We start from the raw sequence: 19,626 nt of genomic DNA, 5'->3' as shown, positions 1-19,626 counted from the left end.
TTTAGTTTTGAGAGGTCTTGTGGGGCCTTAGCTCAGCTGGGAGAGCGCCTGCTTTGCACGCAGGAGGTCAGCGGTTCGATCCCGCTAGGCTCCATTGAATCGAAAGATTCAAGTATTGTCCATTGAAAATTGAATATCTATATCAAATTCCATATGTAAGTAATTACATATAGATAGTAACAAGAAAATAAACCGAAACGCTGTGAATATTTAATGAGTTAGGTCGAAAGGCCAAAATAAGGTTAAGTTAATAAGGGCGCACGGTGGATGCCTTGGCACTAGAAGCCGATGAAGGACGTGACTAACGACGAAATGCTTTGGGGAGCTGTAAGTGAGCAATGATCCAGAGATGTCCGAATGGGGGAACCCGGCAGGTAATGCCTGTCACTCATTACTGTTAAGGTAATGTAGAGGAAGACGCAGTGAACTGAAACATCTAAGTAGCTGTAGGAAGAGAAAGCAAAAGCGATTGCCTTAGTAGCGGCGAGCGAAACGGCAAGAGGGCAAACCGAAGAGTTTACTCTTCGGGGTTGTAGGACTGCAACGTGGACTTAAAGATTATAGAAGAACTACCTGGGAAGGTAGGCCAAAGAGAGTAATAGCCTCGTATTCGAAATAGTCTTTATACCTAGCAGTATCCTGAGTACGGCGAGACACGAGAAATCTCGTCGGAATCTGGGAGGACCATCTCCCAACCCTAAATACTCTCTAGTGACCGATAGTGAACCAGTACCGTGAGGGAAAGGTGAAAAGCACCCCGGGAGGGGAGTGAAATAGAACCTGAAACCGTGTGCCTACAACAAGTTCGAGCCCGTTAATGGGTGAGAGCGTGCCTTTTGTAGAATGAACCGGCGAGTTACGATATGATGCGAGGTTAAGTTGAAGAGACGGAGCCGTAGGGAAACCGAGTCTTAATAGGGCGCATTAGTATCATGTCGTAGACCCGAAACCATGTGACCTACCCATGAGCAGGTTGAAGGTGAGGTAAAACTCACTGGAGGACCGAACCAGGGCACGTTGAAAAGTGCTTGGATGACTTGTGGGTAGCGGAGAAATTCCAAACGAACTTGGAGATAGCTGGTTCTCTCCGAAATAGCTTTAGGGCTAGCGTCGATGTTAAGTCTCTTGGAGGTAGAGCACTGTTTGGGTGAGGGGTCCATCCCGGATTACCAATCTCAGATAAACTCCGAATGCCAATGAGATATAATCGGCAGTCAGACTGCGAGTGCTAAGATCCGTAGTCGAAAGGGAAACAGCCCAGACCACCAGCTAAGGTCCCAAAATATATGTTAAGTGGAAAAGGATGTGGGGTTGCACAGACAACTAGGATGTTAGCTTAGAAGCAGCTATTCATTCAAAGAGTGCGTAATAGCTCACTAGTCGAGTGACCCTGCGCCGAAAATGTACCGGGGCTAAAACATATTACCGAAGCTGTGGATACCTTTATAGGTATGGTAGGAGAGCGTTCTATGTGCGAAGAAGGTGTACCGTGAGGAGTGCTGGAGCGCATAGAAGTGAGAATGCCGGTATGAGTAGCGAAAGACAGGTGAGAATCCTGTCCACCGTAAGACTAAGGTTTCCAGGGGAAGGCTCGTCCGCCCTGGGTTAGTCGGGACCTAAGGAGAGACCGAAAGGTGTATCCGATGGACAACAGGTTGATATTCCTGTACTAGAGTATATAGTGATGGAGGGACGCAGTAGGCTAACTAAACCAGACGATTGGAAGTGTCTGGCCAAGCAGTGAGGTGTGATATGAGTCAAATGCTTATATCTTTAACATTGAGCTGTGATGGGGAGCGAAGTTTAGTAGCGAAGTTAGTGATGTCACACTGCCGAGAAAAGCTTCTAGCGTTAATTATACTCTACCCGTACCGCAAACCGACACAGGTAGTCGAGGCGAGTAGCCTCAGGTGAGCGAGAGAACTCTCGTTAAGGAACTCGGCAAAATGGCCCCGTAACTTCGGGAGAAGGGGCGCTGACTGATGGTCAGCCGCAGTGAATAGGCCCAAGCAACTGTTTATCAAAAACACAGCTCTCTGCTAAATCGTAAGATGATGTATAGGGGGTGACGCCTGCCCGGTGCTGGAAGGTTAAGAGGAGTGCTTAGCGTAAGCGAAGGCATGAATTGAAGCCCCAGTAAACGGCGGCCGTAACTATAACGGTCCTAAGGTAGCGAAATTCCTTGTCGGGTAAGTTCCGACCCGCACGAAAGGCGTAATGATTTGGGCACTGTCTCAACGAGAGACTCGGTGAAATTTTAGTACCTGTGAAGATGCAGGTTACCCGCGACAGGACGGAAAGACCCCATGGAGCTTTACTGCAGTTTGATATTGAGTATCTGTACCACATGTACAGGATAGGTAGGAGCCTATGACCTCGGGACGCCAGTTTCGAGTGAGGCGTTGTTGGGATACTACCCTTGTGTTATGGCTACTCTAACCCAGATAGGTTATCCCTATCGGAGACAGTGTCTGACGGGCAGTTTGACTGGGGCGGTCGCCTCCTAAAAGGTAACGGAGGCGCCCAAAGGTTCCCTCAGAATGGTTGGAAATCATTCGCAGAGTGTAAAGGTATAAGGGAGCTTGACTGCGAGAGCTACAACTCGAGCAGGGACGAAAGTCGGGCTTAGTGATCCGGTGGTTCCGTATGGAAGGGCCATCGCTCAACGGATAAAAGCTACCCTGGGGATAACAGGCTTATCTCCCCCAAGAGTTCACATCGACGGGGAGGTTTGGCACCTCGATGTCGGCTCGTCGCATCCTGGGGCTGTAGTCGGTCCCAAGGGTTGGGCTGTTCGCCCATTAAAGCGGCACGCGAGCTGGGTTCAGAACGTCGTGAGACAGTTCGGTCCCTATCCGTCGCGGGCGTAGGAAATTTGAGAGGATCTGCTCCTAGTACGAGAGGACCAGAGTGGACTTACCGCTGGTGTACCAGTTGTTCTGCCAAGAGCATCGCTGGGTAGCTATGTAGGGAAGGGATAAACGCTGAAAGCATCTAAGTGTGAAGCCCACCTCAAGATGAGATTTCCCATGATTTTATATCAGTAAGAGCCCTGAGAGATGATCAGGTTGATAGGTTAGAAGTGGAAGTGTGGTGACACATGTAGCGGACTAATACTAATAGCTCGAGGACTTATCCAACGAATGTAACTGAGATATATTGACAACGATTTGGTTTCTTGATACAGTATAGATATTCAATTTTGAGTTGAGAATACTCAGAGTTAAGTGACGATAGCCTAGGAGATACACCTGTTCCCATGCCGAACACAGAAGTTAAGCCCTAGTACGCCTGATGTAGTTGGGGGTTGCCCCCTGTTAGATACGGTAGTCGCTTAGCAAATAGGGAGTTTAGCTCAGCTGGGAGAGCATCTGCCTTACAAGCAGAGGGTCAGCGGTTCGATCCCGTTAACTCCCATAGGTCCCGTGGTGTAGCGGTTATCACGTCGCCCTGTCACGGCGAAGATCGCGGGTTCGATTCCCGTCGGGACCGTTCAAGTAGAAATATTTGAGACTCGTTAGCTCAGTTGGTAGAGCAATTGACTTTTAATCAATGGGTCACTGGTTCGAGCCCAGTACGGGTCATATATGCGGGTGTGGCGGAATTGGCAGACGCACCAGATTTAGGATCTGGCGCTTAACGGCGTGGGGGTTCAAGTCCCTTCACCCGCATTAGAAAAAAAGTTTGCCGGCTTAGCTCAGTTGGTAGAGCATCTGATTTGTAATCAGAGGGTCGCGTGTTCAAGTCATGTAGCCGGCATTAAGATGGTCCGTTGGTCAAGGGGTTAAGACACCGCCTTTTCACGGCGGTAACACGGGTTCGAATCCCGTACGGACTATATTTGAGTAACTTAGGTTACTCTTTTTATTTTGTTTCTTTTTCTTATATGTTATAATATTATATAGTAAAATTTTTTGAGGTGAATTTATGTCTAAAATTTTTGTGTTTGGTCACCAAAATCCTGATTCTGATGCTATTGGTTCGTCTTATGGATACGCTTATTTGAAACGTCAACTTGGTGTTGAGGCTGAGGCTGTTGCTTTGGGTACTCCAAATGAAGAGACTGCTTTTGTACTTGACTATTTTTCTGTAAATGCTCCTCGTGTTGTTGAGTCAGCACGGTCTGAGGGGGTAAATCAAGTTATTCTTACTGACCATAATGAGTTTCAACAATCTATTTCAGATATTAAGGATGTAGAAGTTATTGAAGTAGTGGATCACCACCGTGTGGCTAACTTTGAGACGGCTAATCCATTAATGATGCGTTTAGAACCTGTAGGTTCAGCTTCTTCGATTGTTTATCGCATGTTTAAAGAAAATAATGTTGAAATTCCTAAAGATGTAGCTGGTTTGCTTTTGTCAGGTTTGATTTCTGATACTCTTTTACTTAAATCACCAACGACACATGCTTCAGATCCTGCAGTAGCTGAAGAACTTGCTCGACTTGCTGGAGTCAATTTAGAAGAATATGGTCTTGCCATGCTTAAGGCTGGTACTAATCTTTCTTCTAAATCAGCTGAAGAACTCATTGATATTGATGCAAAAACATTTGAATTGAATGGGAATCAAGTTCGCGTTGCTCAGGTGAATACTGTTGATATTTCTGATGTTCTTTCACGTCAAGCGGAAATTGAAGAAGCTATCAATAGCTCAATTAAAAGTAACGGGTACTCTGACTTTGTGTTAATGATTACTGATATTCTTAACTCAAATTCAGAAATTCTCGCACTCGGATCAAATACTGATAAAATTGAAAAAGCTTTTAACTTTGTTTTAGAAAATAACCATGCTTTCCTTAAAGGAGCAGTTTCTCGTAAGAAGCAAGTTGTTCCTCAATTGACTGAAAGTTTCAATGTGTAAAAAGGCTCTGTAGGCCTTTTTTTAGTGTGCTGATTAATGGTATAATACTTGTTATGATAATACAATTTAACCCAAATAAATTAAGTAATCAGCCTTTTTTTATGGAATTGCTGAATTATCTATATCACTATCAGCCTGTAACTTTGAGAGAAATAAAAAATCAGTTTCCATTACAAAAGAATATAGATAAATTGATTGAGGAGTTTGTTAAAGTTGGTTATATTGAGAGGTCTGAGAAACGTTACCGTTTATTAATTTCTTTAGTTTCAGATCCTTCTACAATTGATTTATACCAGCATTTCTTTATTGAAAGTGATTCTCCTTCTTATCAAGAACTATTAGAGCGTAGATTTGTTACTGAGATGACTAACTCTACTAATGAAGTGATTATTATTGAACACACAAGTATCACGAGAAACGATCTTACGATTTCAAATTATTTTTATAAGTTAAGAGAAAATCTTTCATTAACGGAAGAACAAAACAGATTATATAACTTATTAGGTGATCTTAATCCTGAATATTTCTTAAAGCATGTCACAACATTTCTTTTAAAATTTGTAAGAAGGGAGTACGCTCTTCAAAAGAGGAGGAATATTTTTGTTGATGCTTTAGAACTATTAGGATATCTTATTCAAGTAGAAGATGGGCGTTATATTCTAAATATGGATTTAGACTCCGAAGCATTAGTTTTTTGTGCAAAAAAAGACTAGTTTTATTACTAGTCTTTTTTATGACAACTTTAACGATTCCTTAGTTCAAGATAACGTTTGTACCAGATGTTAACATAAGATTGTGAAAATGGCCCTTTACCATTGTTAATCCAATCTACTAAGATTTTAACATGTTCCTTTAAGATATAGTCAATATCAGGAGAGTAATGCATTTCTTTTTTATGTATTTCATACTCATCTACATCTAGCAATTTTTTCTCACCATCAGCGAAAACTTTGACATCTAAGTCATAGTCAATATATTTTAGCGCTTCTTGGTCCAAAACATATGGACTGGCTAAATTGCAGTAGTAGGAAATGCCGTTATCCCTGATCATGGCTATAATATTAAACCAGTATTTTTTGTGGAAATAAACAATAGCAGGTTCACGAGTTACCCATCGTCTCCCATCAGCTTCAGTAACGAGGGTATGATCGTTAACGCCAATAACAGCATTCTCAGTTGTCTTTAGTACCATAGTATCGCGCCAAGTACGGTGCAATCTACCATCATGCTTATAACTTTGAATTGTGATAAAGTCGCCTTCTTTTGGTAATTTCATGGCGTCCTCTTTCTACAATAGCGGTTATCTTCATTATTGTATCATAATTTTGAGAAAAGAGGGGAAATTCTTAGAAATATTCTCTTAGAGCGGAGGCTATAGCATCGAAGTCATAACCTTTTCGGAACAAAGATTGTGTGAGGTGTTGCTTAAGTTCATAACCGTCGTATTTTTTACTAAATTTTTGATATTGCTTTTCTATTTCTTTATAAAGGAGAGCTTGTTCATTTTCTTCATCGGCTTCTAGTTCTAGTTGGTTAATAGCGTTCTTACTTTCTTGGAATGAAAAGCCTTTATTAATGAGGTTCTGAATCAATTTATCCTTTAGAGATTTGGTTGGTAATTTTCCCTGATATTTTCGTAATAGTTTTGAAGTTACTTTAATTGCTACTTCCGAGAAATCAAATTGGGTTAATACCTCGTCAATGACTTGTTTCTCACAGCCTTTTTGTAGCCATTTTTGCTTCAAGGCATAGGCACCTTTATCTCCTGAATTTAAATTCTGTTGAGCTAGGCTTTCTAGGAGTTTATAATCATCAATCCAATGGTCTTTCTTTAGATTATCAATGATTTGGGGAATTATATGTGGATTTATTTCATGTTTAAAAAGATAGTCTCTTACTTCTTTTTCAGTACGTTGTTTAAAGGAAATAAAATAGAGGGCCAGATTTTTACCATGTGAGAACTGTGCAAAGTTCTTAATATCTTCTAGCTGATCTTTACTAAGTGCCTTTTCTTTTGTTAACATGTACTTGACGATGGTGTCTTCTGTAACATAGAGACTCTCTTTTTTATCTATCTCAACGAGATAGAGCCTTTTTTTCTTCTCTATTTTTGTGATTTTCATAGTTATTATTATATCAAAATGTTAGAATGGTAGTATGAATTTACAAGTGAAACAATGTATCCCGCTTAAGATTAAACGAATGGGGATCAATGGTGAGGGTATTGGTTTTTATAAAAAAACGCTGGTTTTTGTTCCTGGAGCTTTGAAAGGAGAAGAGGTGTTTTGTCAGATTGTTTCGGTTAAGAGAAACTTTGTTCAGGCAAAACTATTAAAAATTAATAAAGCTTCCAAGTTTCGTGTTGATCCTGAATGTGGTGTCTATGAAGAGTGTGGTGGTTGCCAGTTGATGCATCTTCGTTATGATAAACAATTAGAGTTTAAAACGGACCTGTTAGGACAAGCTTTGAAAAAGTTCAAACCGGCTAATTTTGAGTCTTATGAGATTCGTCCAACAATAGGAATGAAGCAACCACAACATTATCGTGCTAAACTACAATTTCAAATACGTTCTTTTGGTGGCTCAGTTAAGGCTGGCTTATTTGCGGAAGGAAGTCATCGACTAATCAATATTGATGATTGTTTGGTTCAAGATGAGTTAACGCAAGCGATTATGAATAAAGTGACAAATTTGCTAGATAAATACAAGCTACCGATTTATAATGAGCGCAAAATTTCCGGGATTCGCACAGTTATGATACGACGTGCTTTAGGGTCTAATCAGGTCCAGCTAATTTTTGTAACATCTAATCCTGTTTCTTTGACTAAGTTGGTGAAGGAGTTAACTTTAAGTTATCCTGAAATTGTAACAGTTGCTGTCAATTATAACTATTCGAAATCCAGTGAGATTTATGGCCAAGAGACAGAAATTATCTGGGGTCAAGATACAATCCAAGAAGAGGTTCTAGACTATAACTTCGCACTTTCTCCTCGTGCCTTCTACCAGTTGAATCCTAAGCAAACTGAAGTGCTCTATGGTCAGGCAGTTGAAGCTTTGGAAGTGGATAAGTCTGAACACCTTATTGATGCTTATTGTGGTGTTGGTACTATTGGACTTGCATTTGCAAAAAAAGTGAGCACCATTCGGGGGATGGATATTATTCCGGAAGCTATCGAAGATGCTAGAAAAAATGCTGAGTCACTTGGACTGGATAATGCTCACTATGAGGTAGGAAAAGCTGAAGATATTATTCCTCGCTGGTATAAGGAAGGGTATCGAGCGGATGCTCTTATTGTAGATCCACCGAGAACGGGTTTGGATAGTAAGTTACTTAAAACTATACTGGAATATACTCCCAAAAAAATGGTATATGTCTCATGTAATGTATCTACTTTGGCAAGAGATTTAGTTTCTTTAGCTAAGGTATATGATGTGAACTATATTCAGTCAGTAGATATGTTTCCTCACACTGCTCGGACAGAAGCAGTTGTAAAGCTGACTAAGAAATGTAATAAAAACTAACATGATAAACAAAAAATTTCAAAATTATTGGAAAATTTCTTTATTTTTCTAAAAAATAGGAGTATAATAGGACTATCGATTTTTTAAAGGAGGAGCGTATGAAGAAGAGCTTCATTGATCAACAAAAGGAAATTTCTTTTGTAAAAAATACTTTCACACAGTATTTAATTGATAAACTTGACGTCGTTGAAGTGCAAGGGCCTATTTTGAGTAAGGTCGGGGATGGTATGCAGGATAATTTAAATGGTATTGAAAATCCTGTAACTGTTAATGTACTTCAGATTCCTGACGCAACATACGAAGTTGTTCACTCATTAGCAAAATGGAAGCGCCATACTTTGGCTCGTTTTGGTTTTAATGAAGGTGAAGGGCTCGTGGTTAATATGAAGGCTCTTCGTCCAGATGAAGACTCATTGGATGCAACGCACTCCGTTTATGTTGACCAATGGGATTGGGAAAAGGTTATTCCTGATGGACATCGTAATATTGCGTATTTGAAGGAAACCGTCGAGACAATCTACAAAGTTATTCGTTTGACTGAGCTTGCTGTTGAGGCGCGTTACGATATTGAAGCCGTCTTACCTAAGAAAATTACTTTCATCCATTCAGAAGAGCTTGTTGAGAAGTACCCTGATTTGACACCGAAAGAGCGTGAAAATGCCATAACTAAAGAATATGGTGCTGTATTCTTGATTGGTATTGGTGGTGTTCTTCCTGACGGGAAGCCCCATGATGGTCGTGCACCTGACTATGATGACTGGACAACTGAGTCTGAGAAGGGTTATCATGGTTTGAATGGAGATATTTTGGTTTGGAATGAGCAATTAGGACATGCTTTTGAGTTATCATCAATGGGGATTCGTGTTGATGAAGATGCACTTAAACGTCAGGTTGAAATTACTGGTGACCAAGATCGTTTGAAATTGGATTGGCACCAAGCCTTGTTACATGGCCAATTCCCACTAACAATTGGTGGTGGTATTGGTCAATCACGTATGGCTATGTTCTTGCTACGTAAAAAACATATAGGTGAGGTTCAAACTTCAGTTTGGCCAGATGCCGTTCGTGAAACTTACGAAAATATCTTGTAAAAAGAGTACTAACGAAAGTTAGTGCTTTTTGATTTGGAATAAATTGTGCGTTATTGATTAGAAAATTTATTATTAGACTAGGTATCGTGAGAGTTGACTATATTTTCATTATAAAGAAAAACCTATCCTTTGTAGGAGATAGGTTATAAAATTAGTTGTTACTACGGAAAAATGCGTCATAGAGCGCTCTAACGGCTTCTTTCTCTTGTTCAGTTTCAATTACAAACATTACAGAAACTTCACTTGATCCCTGAGAAATCATTTCAAGGTTAATGTTTTTTTCAGAGAGTGCTTTGGCTGCTGTCGCTGTAACACCGATGTGGTCTCTCATATTTTCACCAACAATCACTAGGATAGAAAGGCCATGTTCAATTTCAACTTCATCAACACCAAGTTCACGCGTCAAATAAGAGAGGATTTCTTGTTCTTTGATTGGGGTAAGTTCACGTTCTCGAATAATGATTGAAAGGTCATCAATTCCAGAAGGCATGTGTTCCCAACGGATGTTTAAATCTTCCAAGATTTGTAGCACCTTACGTCCGAAACCTACCTCGCGGTTCATGAGGTATTTACTCATATTGATGCTGACAAACTTGTCATCGCTAGCAATACCAACAACTGGAACAGTTGCTCCCTGGTGTTCAAGAATAATACGTGTGCCTGGGTGGTCCGGATTATTGGTGTTTTTGATAACTAATGGAATCTTACCACGATATGCTGGGAGGAGAGCTTCATCATGAAGAACCGAAAATCCAGCATATGCCAACTCACGCATTTCTTTGTAAGTCAACTCTGGAATAGAGTGCGGTTCATGTACCACACCTGGGTGGGCTGCAAAAATACCATCTACATCTGTAAAGTTTTCATATAGGTCAGCTTTAACACCTGCCGCTACGATAGAGCCTGTGATATCAGAGCCTCCTCGTGAGAATGTACAGATTTGATTATCAGAGGTGACCCCAAAGAATCCAGGAATAATCAGAACCTCATCTGATTCACGAAGTTCTTCTAACTTATCATATGAACCCGGAAGAATACGGGCGTTGCCTGGCTCACTTGAGACCAAGATACCAGCTTCGCGAGGATGAACGTAGCGTGCTTCAATATCGTTATTGCGGAAATATTCAGCAATTAATTTTGCATTATTGTCCTCTCCAGCAGCTAGGAAGGTATCATGGAGGAAATCGTTATCCTCGATGGGAAGCGTAGCGAGGTCAGTAATAGCTTTGGCAATTTTTACCATCTCTTTTGATTTGAAACCTAGTTCATCAACCATAGCTTGGTAGCGGTTAATAATCCATTCTTGGTCAGCTTTAACATCAGCACCCTTTATATAGTGTTTGTAGTATTTAATTAGGGCGTCTGTAACTTTGGTATCCTCATCGTTACGTTTACCAGGGGCAGAGACAACGACAAAGCGGCGTTCAGGGTCAGATTTTACAATGTTTAAGACTTTTTCTAATTGTGTTGCTGAAGCGAGTGAGCTTCCGCCAAATTTGATGACTTTCATAGTTACTCCAAAAAAATTATAAATTATTCTACAATTATAGCAAAATTCTGATAATTTGTCACATTGTTTTTAAAAGCGAGTAAGATTTAGTCTGATTATGATACAATAAAGGAAGAAAAGGAGGATGTCCCGTGGTAGAGGCAATTATTTTTGATATGGATGGTGTCCTTTTTGACACTGAAAAATATTATTATGATCGACGGGCAAGTTTTTTAGGCCAAAAGGGTATTTCAATAGATCATTTACCCCCGTCTTTCTTTATAGGTGGAAATACTAAGCAGGTTTGGGAAAATATTCTTAGAGATGATTATGATAAGTGGGATGTGTCAACTTTACAAGAAGAGTACAATACTTATAAACAAAATAATCCCTTACCCTATAAAGAATTAATTTTTCCTGATGTTTTAAAGGTTTTAAATGAAGTGAAATCTCAAGGGTTGAAAATAGGCTTAGCCTCTAGCTCAGTGAAAGCAGATATCTTTAGAGCTTTGGAGGAAAATCGTTTGCAAGGTTTCTTTGATATTGTTCTCTCAGGAGAGGAATTCAAAGAGAGTAAACCCAATCCAGAGATTTATTTGACAGCGTTAAAGCAATTAAACGTGCAAGCAAGTCGTGCTCTTATCATTGAAGATAGTGAAAAAGGAATTGCTGCTGGAGTAGCTGCAGATGTAGAGGTCTGGGCGATTAGAGATAATCAGTTTGGTATGGATCAAAGTGCTGCAAAAGGTTTATTGGATAGTCTTACAGATGTTTTAGACTTAATAAAATAGAAAACAACACCGAGCTTGTCTCCTCGGTGTTTTGAGGTATCAAATTAAAAAATTATAAGTTTATATTGACCTTTAGGTGGACTATGATATACTAGGAAATAACGACTTATGATTTGATTATCAAATTATCTATATATCAAATAAAATTGTGATAAAAAATTAAATAACATGCGGTTTTGATATAGTAACTAGTTATCGGAAGGAGTGCTAAAATGGCTTACGAAACAATTCTTTATAGTGTTGAAGAGGAAGTGGCAACATTAACTCTCAATCGCCCTGAAGTGCAAAATGGATTTAACATTCAAGTTTGTGATGAGATTATGGCTGCAATCGAGGAAGCAGGGGAAGATGCATCTGTGAAGTTCTTGGTTATCAATGCTAAGGGGAAAGTCTTTTCTGTTGGTGGAGACCTTGATCAAATGAAAAAAGCTGTTGCTGTGGATGATGTACAATCTTTGGTTCGTATTGCTGAGCAAGTGAATGAAATATCTTTTGCTCTGAAAAAATTGCCTAAGCCAGTCATCATGGTTATTGATGGGCCCTGTGCAGGTGCCGCTGCTAACTTAGCAGTTGCAGCAGATTTCACAATTGCATCTGAAAAAGCTAAATTTATTCAAGCTTTTGTAGGTGTTGGTTTGGCCCCTGATGCTGGTGGTCTTTACCTTTTGACTCGTTCAATTGGTATTAATCGTGCTACTCAAATTACCATGACAGGAGAGCCTGTGTCAGCTGAGAAAGCTTTAGATTGGGGGATTGCTTACAAGGTAGTCGATTCAGAAAAACTTGAGAAAACAGTGAGTCAATTGATTAAGAAATTAAATCGTTCTTCAGTTAATTCATTCAAAGCAATTAAAGAAATGGTTTGGGAATCTGAATTTGCAGGTTGGGAAAAATACGCTAAGCTAGAGCTTGATTTGCAGAAATCTCTTGCATTTACAGAGGACTTTAAAGAAGGTGTACGTGCTTATAGTGAACGTCGCCGCCCTAAATTCCAAGGAAAATAAACTTGTTTTCAGAAATTAAAACTAAAGCTTTCAAATTGGACTTGCTAAATTAGTTTGAGTCTGATATAATTTGATAATCAAATCTTATTGAAAGGAGTCTGGTGTGGATTACGATAAAATTAATGGCTATCTTGTTGATATTTTTAATAACGTCGTTATTATCGAAGAAGCAAGTTTGAAAAATTCAAAGTTTAATGATATTTCCCTCAAGGAAATGCATACCATTGATGTTATTGGTACACATCCAGATACGACACCAAGTGCAGTTGCTAGAGAGCTTATGTTAACCCTTGGTACTGTAACAACTTCTCTCAATAAACTTGAAAAGAAAGGATATATTATTCGTACGCGATCATCTGTTGATCGTCGTGTGGTCCATCTATCACTTTCTAAAAAAGGTCGTCTGGTATATCGTCTTCACCGTGCTTTCCATAAATCAATGGTGAAGACGATTACAGAAGGCTTTAACGACGAGGAATTAAAGGTTATGAGCAAAGGTTTGGAAAATCTCCATGCCTTTCTTGAGGAGTTGAAATAATGGCATTTGCAAAAATTAGTCAGGTTGCCCATTATGCACCTGCTCAGGTCGTGACCAACGATGACCTATCTAAAATCATGGATACCAGTGATGAGTGGATTCGCTCACGTACAGGGATTCAAGAACGTCGCATTTCATTAAATGAGAATACAAGTGATTTAGCTACCAATGTTGCTTATCAGCTGTTGGAAAAGTCGGGATTATCTCCTGAAGAGCTAGACTTTGTTTTAGTTGCAACGATTTCTCCTGATAACTCAATGCCGTCAGTGGCAGCACGTGTTCAAGGAACAATTGGAGCAGTTAATGCCTTCGCTTTTGATATTACTGCGGCATGCAGTGGTTTTGTCTTTGCTTTGGCAACCGCAGAAAAATTGATAAAGTCAGGAGCTTACAAAAAAGGTTTAGTTATTGGTGCTGAAGTTCTTTCAAAAACTTTAGACTGGTCTGATCGTGCAACAGCAGTTCTTTTTGGAGATGGGGCTGGCGGTGTTTTATTAGAAGAATCTGAAGAAGAACACTTTTTTGGTGAATCTTTAAATACCGATGGTAGCAAGGGCGGTCTTGAGTCGGGAGCTTCTGCAGTTATTTCGCCTTATTCTGATGGTACTGAGCAGCCTAATCCCTATATGCAAATGGATGGTAAAGCAATCTTTGATTTTGCTGTGAAGACTGTTTCGAAGAGTATTAAAGCATTGGTTGAAGAAAAAGGTGAACCTGATTACTTCCTTCTTCATCAAGCTAATATTCGTATTTTGGATACTATGGCTAAGAAAATTGATGTTAGTCGTGATAAATTTCTGGCTAACATGATGTCTTATGGTAATACCAGTGCAGCAAGTATTCCAATCTTGCTTTCTGAGAATGTGGCGAATGAGACTCTTAAGTTAGGCAGTGATCAAACAATTCTTCTCTCAGGTTTTGGAGGGGGTTTGACATGGGGCAGTCTAATTGTTAAAATCTAGTTATATAAATTATGCACCAGCATAGATTATAAGAAATATATTTATCTTAAAGGAGAAAATAAAATGGCAGTATTTGAAAAAGTACAAGAAATCATTGTTGAAGAACTTGGGAAAGATGCAGAAGAAGTAAAAGTAGAAACTACTTTTGACGAACTTGATGCTGATTCACTTGATGTATTCCAAGTTATCTCAGAAATCGAAGATGAATTCGATATTCAAATCGAAACTGAAGAAGGTCTTAATACGGTTGGTGACCTTGTTGCTTACGTAGAAGAGAAAACTAAATAAGCAGAGCATAGAGAATATTCTTATTAGGGATATTCTCATTTGTTTATAAAATTACTTTGATTATTAAACTATTTATTTGATCAGAAAATCGAAAAAAGGTGAAAAATGAAATCTCGTATTACAGAACTGTTAGGAATTAAATATCCAATCTTCCAAGGTGGTATGGCCTGGGTTGCTGATGGTGACTTGGCTGGAGCCGTTTCAAATGCTGGTGGACTCGGAATTATTGGTGGCGGTAATGCCCCTAAAGAAGTGGTAAAAGCTAATATTGACAGGGTGAAACAAATCACTGACAAACCATTCGGTGTTAATATTATGCTTTTGTCGCCATTTGTTGACGATATTGTTGACCTTGTTATTGAAGAAGGTGTAAAAGTTGTTACAACTGGTGCAGGAAACCCAGGTAAATATATGGAACGTTTCCACGAAGCCGGTATCACAGTTATTCCAGTTATCCCATCAGTTGCACTTGCTAAACGCATGGAAAAACTTGGAGCGGATGCTGTTGTTGCAGAAGGTATGGAAGCTGGTGGTCACATCGGTAAATTGACAACTATGGCTCTTGTTCGACAAGTTGCAGATGCGGTATCTATCCCGGTTATTGGGGCTGGTGGTGTTGCTGATGGACGTGGTATGGCTGCTGTTCTCATGCTTGGAGCAGAAGCTGTGCAGGTTGGTACGCGTTTCGCTGTTGCCAAAGAATCTAACGCTCACCAAAACTTCAAGGATAAGATTTTGAAGGCTAAAGATATCGATACTGTGATTTCCGCTTCTGTTGTAGGACACCCTGTTCGTACCATTAAGAATAAGTTGGCTACAGAGTACAATCAGGCCGAAAAAGATTTCTTAGCTGGTAAGAAAACTCAAGAGGAAATTGAAGAGCTTGGTGCAGGTGCACTTCGTAATGCCGTTGTTGATGGAGATGTGGAATATGGTTCAGTTATGGCTGGACAAATTGCAGGTCTTGTTCGTAAAGAAGAAACGTGTGCAGAAATCTTGGAAGATTTGTACACAGGTGCTGCAAAGGTAATTAAAGAAGAAGCTGCTCGTTGGGCAGATGTAAACGTCTAAAAACATCGAAAGGATTATGATAGTGACAAAACGTGCTTTCTTATTTGGTGGTCAAGGAGCTCAGAAATTGGGTATGGCAAGTGATTTGTATGCGGCATATCCCATTGTCAAAGAAACATTTGATACGGCTAGTCGTATTTTAGGTTATGATTTGCGTGAATTGATTGATTCTAACGAAGAAAAACTTAATCAAACACGCTATACTCAACCAGCTATTTTGACAACGTCAGTTGCTATTTATCGTCTCTTGGCAGAAAATGGTATTGCTCCTGATATTGTTGCTGGACTTTCTCTTGGGGAATATTCTGCCCTGGTTGCAGCTGGTGCCCTCTCGTTTGAAGATGCAGTAGCCTTAGTTGCTAAACGTGGGGAATTCATGGAAACTGCAGCTCCAGCTGGAAGTGGAAAAATGGTTGCTGTCATGAATACAGATCCAAATTTGATTGAAGAGATTTGTCAAGAAGCTTCTGAAAAGGGTGTAGTAACGCCTGCCAACTATAATACCCCAGCACAAATTGTAATTGGTGGTGAAGTTGGGGCTGTTGATTATGCTGTAGAATTACTTAAAGAAGCAGGTGCAAAACGCTTGATTCCTCTTAATGTATCAGGCCCATTCCATACAGCTTTACTTGAATCAGCTAGTCAAAAATTGGCAGCAGAACTAGAAAAAGTGTCATTCAATGACTTTGTCCTCCCATTGGTAGGTAATACTGAGGCTCAAATTATGAAGTCAGAAGACGTTAAAGCTCTTTTGGCTCGTCAGGTGATGGAACCTGTACGTTTTTATGATTCGATTGCCACTATCCAAGATTTTGGTGTAGATGAAGTGATTGAGATTGGGCCAGGAAAAATCTTGTCAGGTTTCTTGAAGAAAATTGATAAAACCTTACCAACTCAAAATGTTGAAGATCAAGCTAGTCTTGATGCCCTTCTTAATGCTTAAAACGAGGTAAACATGGAACTTAAGAATAAAAATGTTTTTGTAACAGGTTCAACACGTGGTATTGGATTAGCTGTGGCACATCAATTTGCTAGTCTTGGTGCCAACGTTGTCCTAAATGGACGTTCTGAAATTTCTGAGGACTTGCTTGCGCAATTTGTGGACTATGGTGTAACTGTTGTTGGTATCTCAGGTGATATTTCTAATGGTGAGGATGCTAAACGTATGGTAGCAGAAGCCATTGAAAAACTTGGAAGCGTTGATGTACTAGTTAATAATGCTGGTATCACCAACGATAAGTTGATGTTGAAGATGACTGAAGAAGATTTTGAACGCGTCTTGAAAATCAACTTGACTGGTGCTTTCAATATGACACAGGCAGTCTTGAAACCAATGTCTAAGGCTCGTCAAGGTGCCATTATCAATATGTCATCTGTTGTAGGTCTTATGGGAAATGTTGGTCAAGCTAATTATTCGGCTTCAAAAGCTGGTTTGATTGGTTTCACTAAATCAGTAGCTCGTGAAGTTGCAGCTCGTGGTGTTCGTGTTAATGCTATTGCTCCTGGTTTCATTGAGTCTGATATGACTGATGCAATCCCAGAGAAAATGAAAGACGCTATGATTGCTCAAGTACCAATGAAACGTATTGGTCAGGCAAAAGAAGTGGCAGAAGTTGCGGCTTTCTTAGCAGGGCAAGAGTATCTTACAGGTCAAACAATCGCTATTGATGGTGGTATGACCATGCAATAATTGATTTTCATTATCCAAAAAATCATATACTAAAATATCCATCCGAAAAAGGAGAATATACATGTCTACAAATCGTGTTGTTGTTACAGGTTACGGTGTAACCTCGCCAATCGGTAATACACCAGAAGAATTTTGGAACAGTCTTCATGACGGTAAGATTGGTATTAAGCCAATCACCAAGTTTGATGCTTCTGATATCCCAGTCTTTAACGCTGGTGAAATCCAAGATTTCCCATTCGACAAGTATTTTGTGAAAAAAGATACTAACCGTATGGACACTTATTCACTTTATGCGATTTATGCTGCTATGGAAGCACTTGAAAATTCAGGACTTAATATGGAAGAAGTAAATCGTGATCGCGTTGGTGTTATCGTGTCATCTGGTATCGGTGGTTTACAAGAACTTGAAGATCAAATTATCCGCATGTATGAACGTGGTATGAAACGTATCAAGCCAATGTTTATTCCTAAAGCTCTCTCAAACATGGGTGCAGGGAACATTGCTCTTAAGATTGGTGCTCAAGGGGTATGTAAATCAGTGACAACTGCCTGTGCCTCTGCCAATGATGCTATCGGTGAAGCCTTCCGCGAAATTAAATTTGGATTTCACGATGTTGTCTTGGCTGGTGGTGCGGAAGCTTCAATCACTAAAATTGGTATTGGAGGTTTTAACGCTCTTACAGCCCTTTCAACAACAGAAGATCCAGAACGTTCTTCAATTCCATTTGATAAAGACCGTAATGGTTTTGTTATGGGTGAAGGTGCTGGGGTTCTTGTTATTGAAAGCTTGGAGCATGCGCAAAAACGTGGTGCCAACATCTTGGCTGAGATTGTTGGTTACGGATCAAACTGTGATGCCTATCATATGACAACGCCAACTCCAGACGGTTCAGGAGCTGCTAAAGCAATTAAATTGGCTATCAATGAAGCTGGTATCAAGCCTGAAGATGTTGACTATGTCAATGCTCACGGTACTTCAACACCAGCCAACGAAAAAGGTGAAAGTGCTGCTATTGTGTCTGTACTTGGTAAAGATGTTCCAGTTTCATCTACTAAATCATTTACAGGTCACCTGCTTGGTGCTGCTGGTGCTGTTGAAGCTATTGCAACAATTGAAGCTATTCGTCACAGCTTTGTACCAAAAACTGCTGGTACAAAAGAATTGTCTGACTACATTGAAGCTAATGTTGTTTACGGTGAAGGTAAAGAAGCTGATATTGAGTATGCAATCTCAAATACCTTTGGTTTTGGTGGACACAACGCTGTTCTTGCCTTTAAACGTTGGGAGGGCTAATTTATGAATATTTCTGAAATTAAAGATTTGTTGGCTCAATTTGATACCTCAACTTTGCGTGAATTCTCATATAAAAACAATGGAGAAGAGTTGAACTTGAGTAAAAATCAAACAAGTTCAGTAACTACTTCCCCAGTAGCTCCTACAGTTGAAGTGGTTGCGTCATCTCCTCAGGATCCAGTTGCTCCAGTAGCAGCACCTGCCGCTGTTGAAACTCCAGCAACACCAGTTGAAGAAGCTTCTGCTCAAGCTGCTGAAGGTGAAGTGGTTGAAAGTCCACTTGTTGGTGTGGCTTACTTGTCTCCATCACCTGAAAAACCAGCCTTTGTTTCTGTTGGTGATACTGTTAAGAAAGGTCAAACGCTTCTTATCGTTGAAGCAATGAAGGTGATGAATGAAGTACCAGCACCTAAAGATGGTGTTATTACTGAAATCTTGGTAGCGAATGAAGAAGTTGTTGACTACGGAAAAGGATTGGTACGCATCAAATGACAATTGATATTAATGCTATTCGTGAAGCTTTACCACACCGTTATCCAATGCTTTTGGTTGACCGTGTGCTAGAAGTTTCAGAAGACGAAATCACAGCTATTAAAAATGTAACGATCAATGAACCTTTCTTTAATGGACATTTTCCTCAATACCCAGTTATGCCAGGTGTCCTCATCATGGAAGCTCTTGCGCAAACAGCTGGTGTTCTTGAATTGTCTAAACCTGAAAACAAGGGCAAATTAGTCTTTTATGCAGGTATGGATAAGGTTAAATTTAAAAAACAAGTGGTTCCTGGTGACCAACTTGTTATGACAGCTAAGTTTGTTAAACGTCGTGGAACAATTGCTGTTGTTGAAGCTAAGGCTGAAGTCGATGGTAAACTTGCTGCATCAGGTACTTTGACTTTTGCTATTGGAAGCTAATGTTTTGTGAAAATCCTTCTGGCGACAGTCGGAAAGGATTTTTCTTTAGACATTGGTCTATCACATAGAAAGGAAATCAACACAGACTATCATAAAGATGTCTGATGTTATC

The 19,626-nt window shown here is 39.8% G+C and carries 18 protein-coding genes, 7 tRNA genes and 2 rRNA genes; 24 read left to right on the top strand and 3 right to left on the bottom strand.

Annotated features, from left to right (window positions below; translation table 11 throughout):
• The first annotated feature begins 21 nt into the window (after positions 1–21).
• The 11 genes from MHH90_RS08020 (at position 22) to MHH90_RS07970 (ending at position 5,573) form a co-directional block, all read left to right on the top strand.
• Positions 22–94: transfer RNA gene (locus tag MHH90_RS08020), tRNA-Ala, on the top strand.
• A gap of 146 nt (positions 95–240) precedes the next feature.
• Positions 241–3,140 (top strand): 23S ribosomal RNA (locus tag MHH90_RS08015).
• An 83-nt stretch (positions 3,141–3,223) separates the two neighbouring features.
• Positions 3,224–3,339 (top strand): 5S ribosomal RNA (gene rrf, locus MHH90_RS08010).
• Between the two features lie 5 nt (positions 3,340–3,344).
• Positions 3,345–3,417 (top strand) — tRNA-Val (locus MHH90_RS08005).
• A 2-nt stretch (positions 3,418–3,419) separates the two neighbouring features.
• A tRNA-Asp gene (locus tag MHH90_RS08000) sits at positions 3,420–3,492 on the top strand.
• Between the two features lie 19 nt (positions 3,493–3,511).
• Positions 3,512–3,584 (top strand) — tRNA-Lys (locus MHH90_RS07995).
• A gap of 5 nt (positions 3,585–3,589) precedes the next feature.
• Positions 3,590–3,671, top strand: a tRNA-Leu gene (locus tag MHH90_RS07990).
• Positions 3,672–3,686: 15 nt separating this feature from the next.
• Positions 3,687–3,759: transfer RNA gene (locus MHH90_RS07985), tRNA-Thr, on the top strand.
• Between the two features lie 7 nt (positions 3,760–3,766).
• Positions 3,767–3,838, top strand: a tRNA-Glu gene (locus MHH90_RS07980).
• Positions 3,839–3,927: 89 nt separating this feature from the next.
• Entirely contained in the window at positions 3,928–4,860 is a 933-nt protein-coding gene (locus tag MHH90_RS07975) for a manganese-dependent inorganic pyrophosphatase (protein WP_011680773.1), read from the top strand.
• A gap of 53 nt (positions 4,861–4,913) precedes the next feature.
• A complete protein-coding gene (locus MHH90_RS07970; RefSeq protein WP_011225520.1) occupies positions 4,914–5,573 on the top strand; it encodes a DUF1803 domain-containing protein in 660 nt (219 codons plus the stop codon).
• 29 nt (positions 5,574–5,602) lie between these two features.
• Here MHH90_RS07970 and ntdP read toward each other — a convergent pair whose 3' ends face one another.
• Both ntdP and recX read right to left on the bottom strand, forming a co-directional pair.
• Positions 5,603–6,136, bottom strand: a complete 534-nt coding sequence (ntdP, locus tag MHH90_RS07965; protein WP_002949762.1) for a nucleoside tri-diphosphate phosphatase — start codon at positions 6,134–6,136, stop codon at positions 5,603–5,605.
• A 70-nt stretch (positions 6,137–6,206) separates the two neighbouring features.
• Positions 6,207–6,983: a recombination regulator RecX gene (recX, locus tag MHH90_RS07960; RefSeq protein WP_011680776.1), complete on the bottom strand. Its 777-nt coding sequence runs from the start codon at positions 6,981–6,983 to the stop codon at positions 6,207–6,209.
• Between the two features lie 34 nt (positions 6,984–7,017).
• On the opposite strand from recX, the gene rlmD reads away from it, so the two are divergent.
• Entirely contained in the window at positions 7,018–8,382 is a 1,365-nt protein-coding gene (gene rlmD / locus MHH90_RS07955; protein ID WP_014607995.1) for a 23S rRNA (uracil(1939)-C(5))-methyltransferase RlmD, read from the top strand.
• A gap of 98 nt (positions 8,383–8,480) precedes the next feature.
• Positions 8,481–9,473, top strand: a complete 993-nt coding sequence (gene asnA / locus MHH90_RS07950) for an aspartate--ammonia ligase (RefSeq protein WP_011226888.1) — start codon at positions 8,481–8,483, stop codon at positions 9,471–9,473.
• Positions 9,474–9,624: 151 nt separating this feature from the next.
• Here the strand turns inward: asnA and MHH90_RS07945 are convergent, their stop codons facing one another.
• Positions 9,625–10,983, bottom strand: a complete 1,359-nt coding sequence (locus MHH90_RS07945; RefSeq protein WP_002949766.1) for an aspartate kinase — start codon at positions 10,981–10,983, stop codon at positions 9,625–9,627.
• 131 nt (positions 10,984–11,114) lie between these two features.
• On the opposite strand from MHH90_RS07945, the gene MHH90_RS07940 reads away from it, so the two are divergent.
• The 11 genes from MHH90_RS07940 to fabZ all read left to right on the top strand — a co-directional run bounded on the left by MHH90_RS07940 (position 11,115) and on the right by fabZ (position 19,514).
• Entirely contained in the window at positions 11,115–11,753 is a 639-nt protein-coding gene (locus tag MHH90_RS07940) for an HAD family hydrolase (protein ID WP_011680778.1), read from the top strand.
• A gap of 212 nt (positions 11,754–11,965) precedes the next feature.
• Positions 11,966–12,757 carry an enoyl-CoA hydratase gene (locus MHH90_RS07935; protein WP_002949770.1) on the top strand — a complete coding sequence of 264 codons (792 nt, stop codon included), beginning with the start codon at positions 11,966–11,968 and terminating at the stop codon, positions 12,755–12,757.
• Positions 12,758–12,860: 103 nt separating this feature from the next.
• Complete coding sequence (gene fabT / locus MHH90_RS07930) at positions 12,861–13,295, top strand: fatty acid biosynthesis transcriptional regulator FabT (RefSeq protein WP_011680779.1); 435 nt, start codon at positions 12,861–12,863, stop codon at positions 13,293–13,295.
• On the top strand, positions 13,295–14,257 hold the full coding sequence (locus tag MHH90_RS07925; protein WP_002949773.1) for a beta-ketoacyl-ACP synthase III: 963 nt from the start codon (positions 13,295–13,297) through the stop codon (positions 14,255–14,257). Before fabT ends, MHH90_RS07925 begins: the two co-directional genes overlap by 1 nt.
• A gap of 63 nt (positions 14,258–14,320) precedes the next feature.
• Complete coding sequence (locus tag MHH90_RS07920; RefSeq protein ID WP_002885495.1) at positions 14,321–14,545, top strand: acyl carrier protein; 225 nt, start codon at positions 14,321–14,323, stop codon at positions 14,543–14,545.
• Positions 14,546–14,650: 105 nt separating this feature from the next.
• Positions 14,651–15,616, top strand: coding sequence for an enoyl-[acyl-carrier-protein] reductase FabK (gene fabK, locus MHH90_RS07915; RefSeq protein WP_014607997.1), 966 nt, complete (start codon positions 14,651–14,653; stop codon positions 15,614–15,616).
• A 22-nt stretch (positions 15,617–15,638) separates the two neighbouring features.
• Positions 15,639–16,559, top strand: coding sequence for an ACP S-malonyltransferase (gene fabD / locus MHH90_RS07910; protein WP_011680781.1), 921 nt, complete (start codon positions 15,639–15,641; stop codon positions 16,557–16,559).
• Positions 16,560–16,571: 12 nt separating this feature from the next.
• The gene (gene fabG, locus MHH90_RS07905) at positions 16,572–17,306 is read left to right on the top strand and encodes a 3-oxoacyl-[acyl-carrier-protein] reductase (RefSeq protein WP_002949780.1); all 735 of its coding nucleotides are present in this window, start codon (positions 16,572–16,574) and stop codon (positions 17,304–17,306) included.
• A gap of 61 nt (positions 17,307–17,367) precedes the next feature.
• Positions 17,368–18,600, top strand: coding sequence for a beta-ketoacyl-ACP synthase II (gene fabF, locus MHH90_RS07900; RefSeq protein WP_011225530.1), 1,233 nt, complete (start codon positions 17,368–17,370; stop codon positions 18,598–18,600).
• 3 nt (positions 18,601–18,603) lie between these two features.
• Positions 18,604–19,092: an acetyl-CoA carboxylase biotin carboxyl carrier protein gene (accB, locus tag MHH90_RS07895; RefSeq protein WP_014607998.1), complete on the top strand. Its 489-nt coding sequence runs from the start codon at positions 18,604–18,606 to the stop codon at positions 19,090–19,092.
• On the top strand, positions 19,089–19,514 hold the full coding sequence (gene fabZ / locus MHH90_RS07890) for a 3-hydroxyacyl-ACP dehydratase FabZ (protein ID WP_002885470.1): 426 nt from the start codon (positions 19,089–19,091) through the stop codon (positions 19,512–19,514). Before accB ends, fabZ begins: the two co-directional genes overlap by 4 nt.
• Positions 19,515–19,626 lie beyond the last annotated feature (112 nt).

This window comes from Streptococcus sp. FSL E2-3488 (assembly GCF_038003585.1).
Taxonomy (GTDB): domain Bacteria; phylum Bacillota; class Bacilli; order Lactobacillales; family Streptococcaceae; genus Streptococcus; species Streptococcus thermophilus.
The sequence above is the reverse complement of the archived record's forward strand: the minus strand, read 5'-3'. Positions and strand labels throughout refer to the sequence as shown.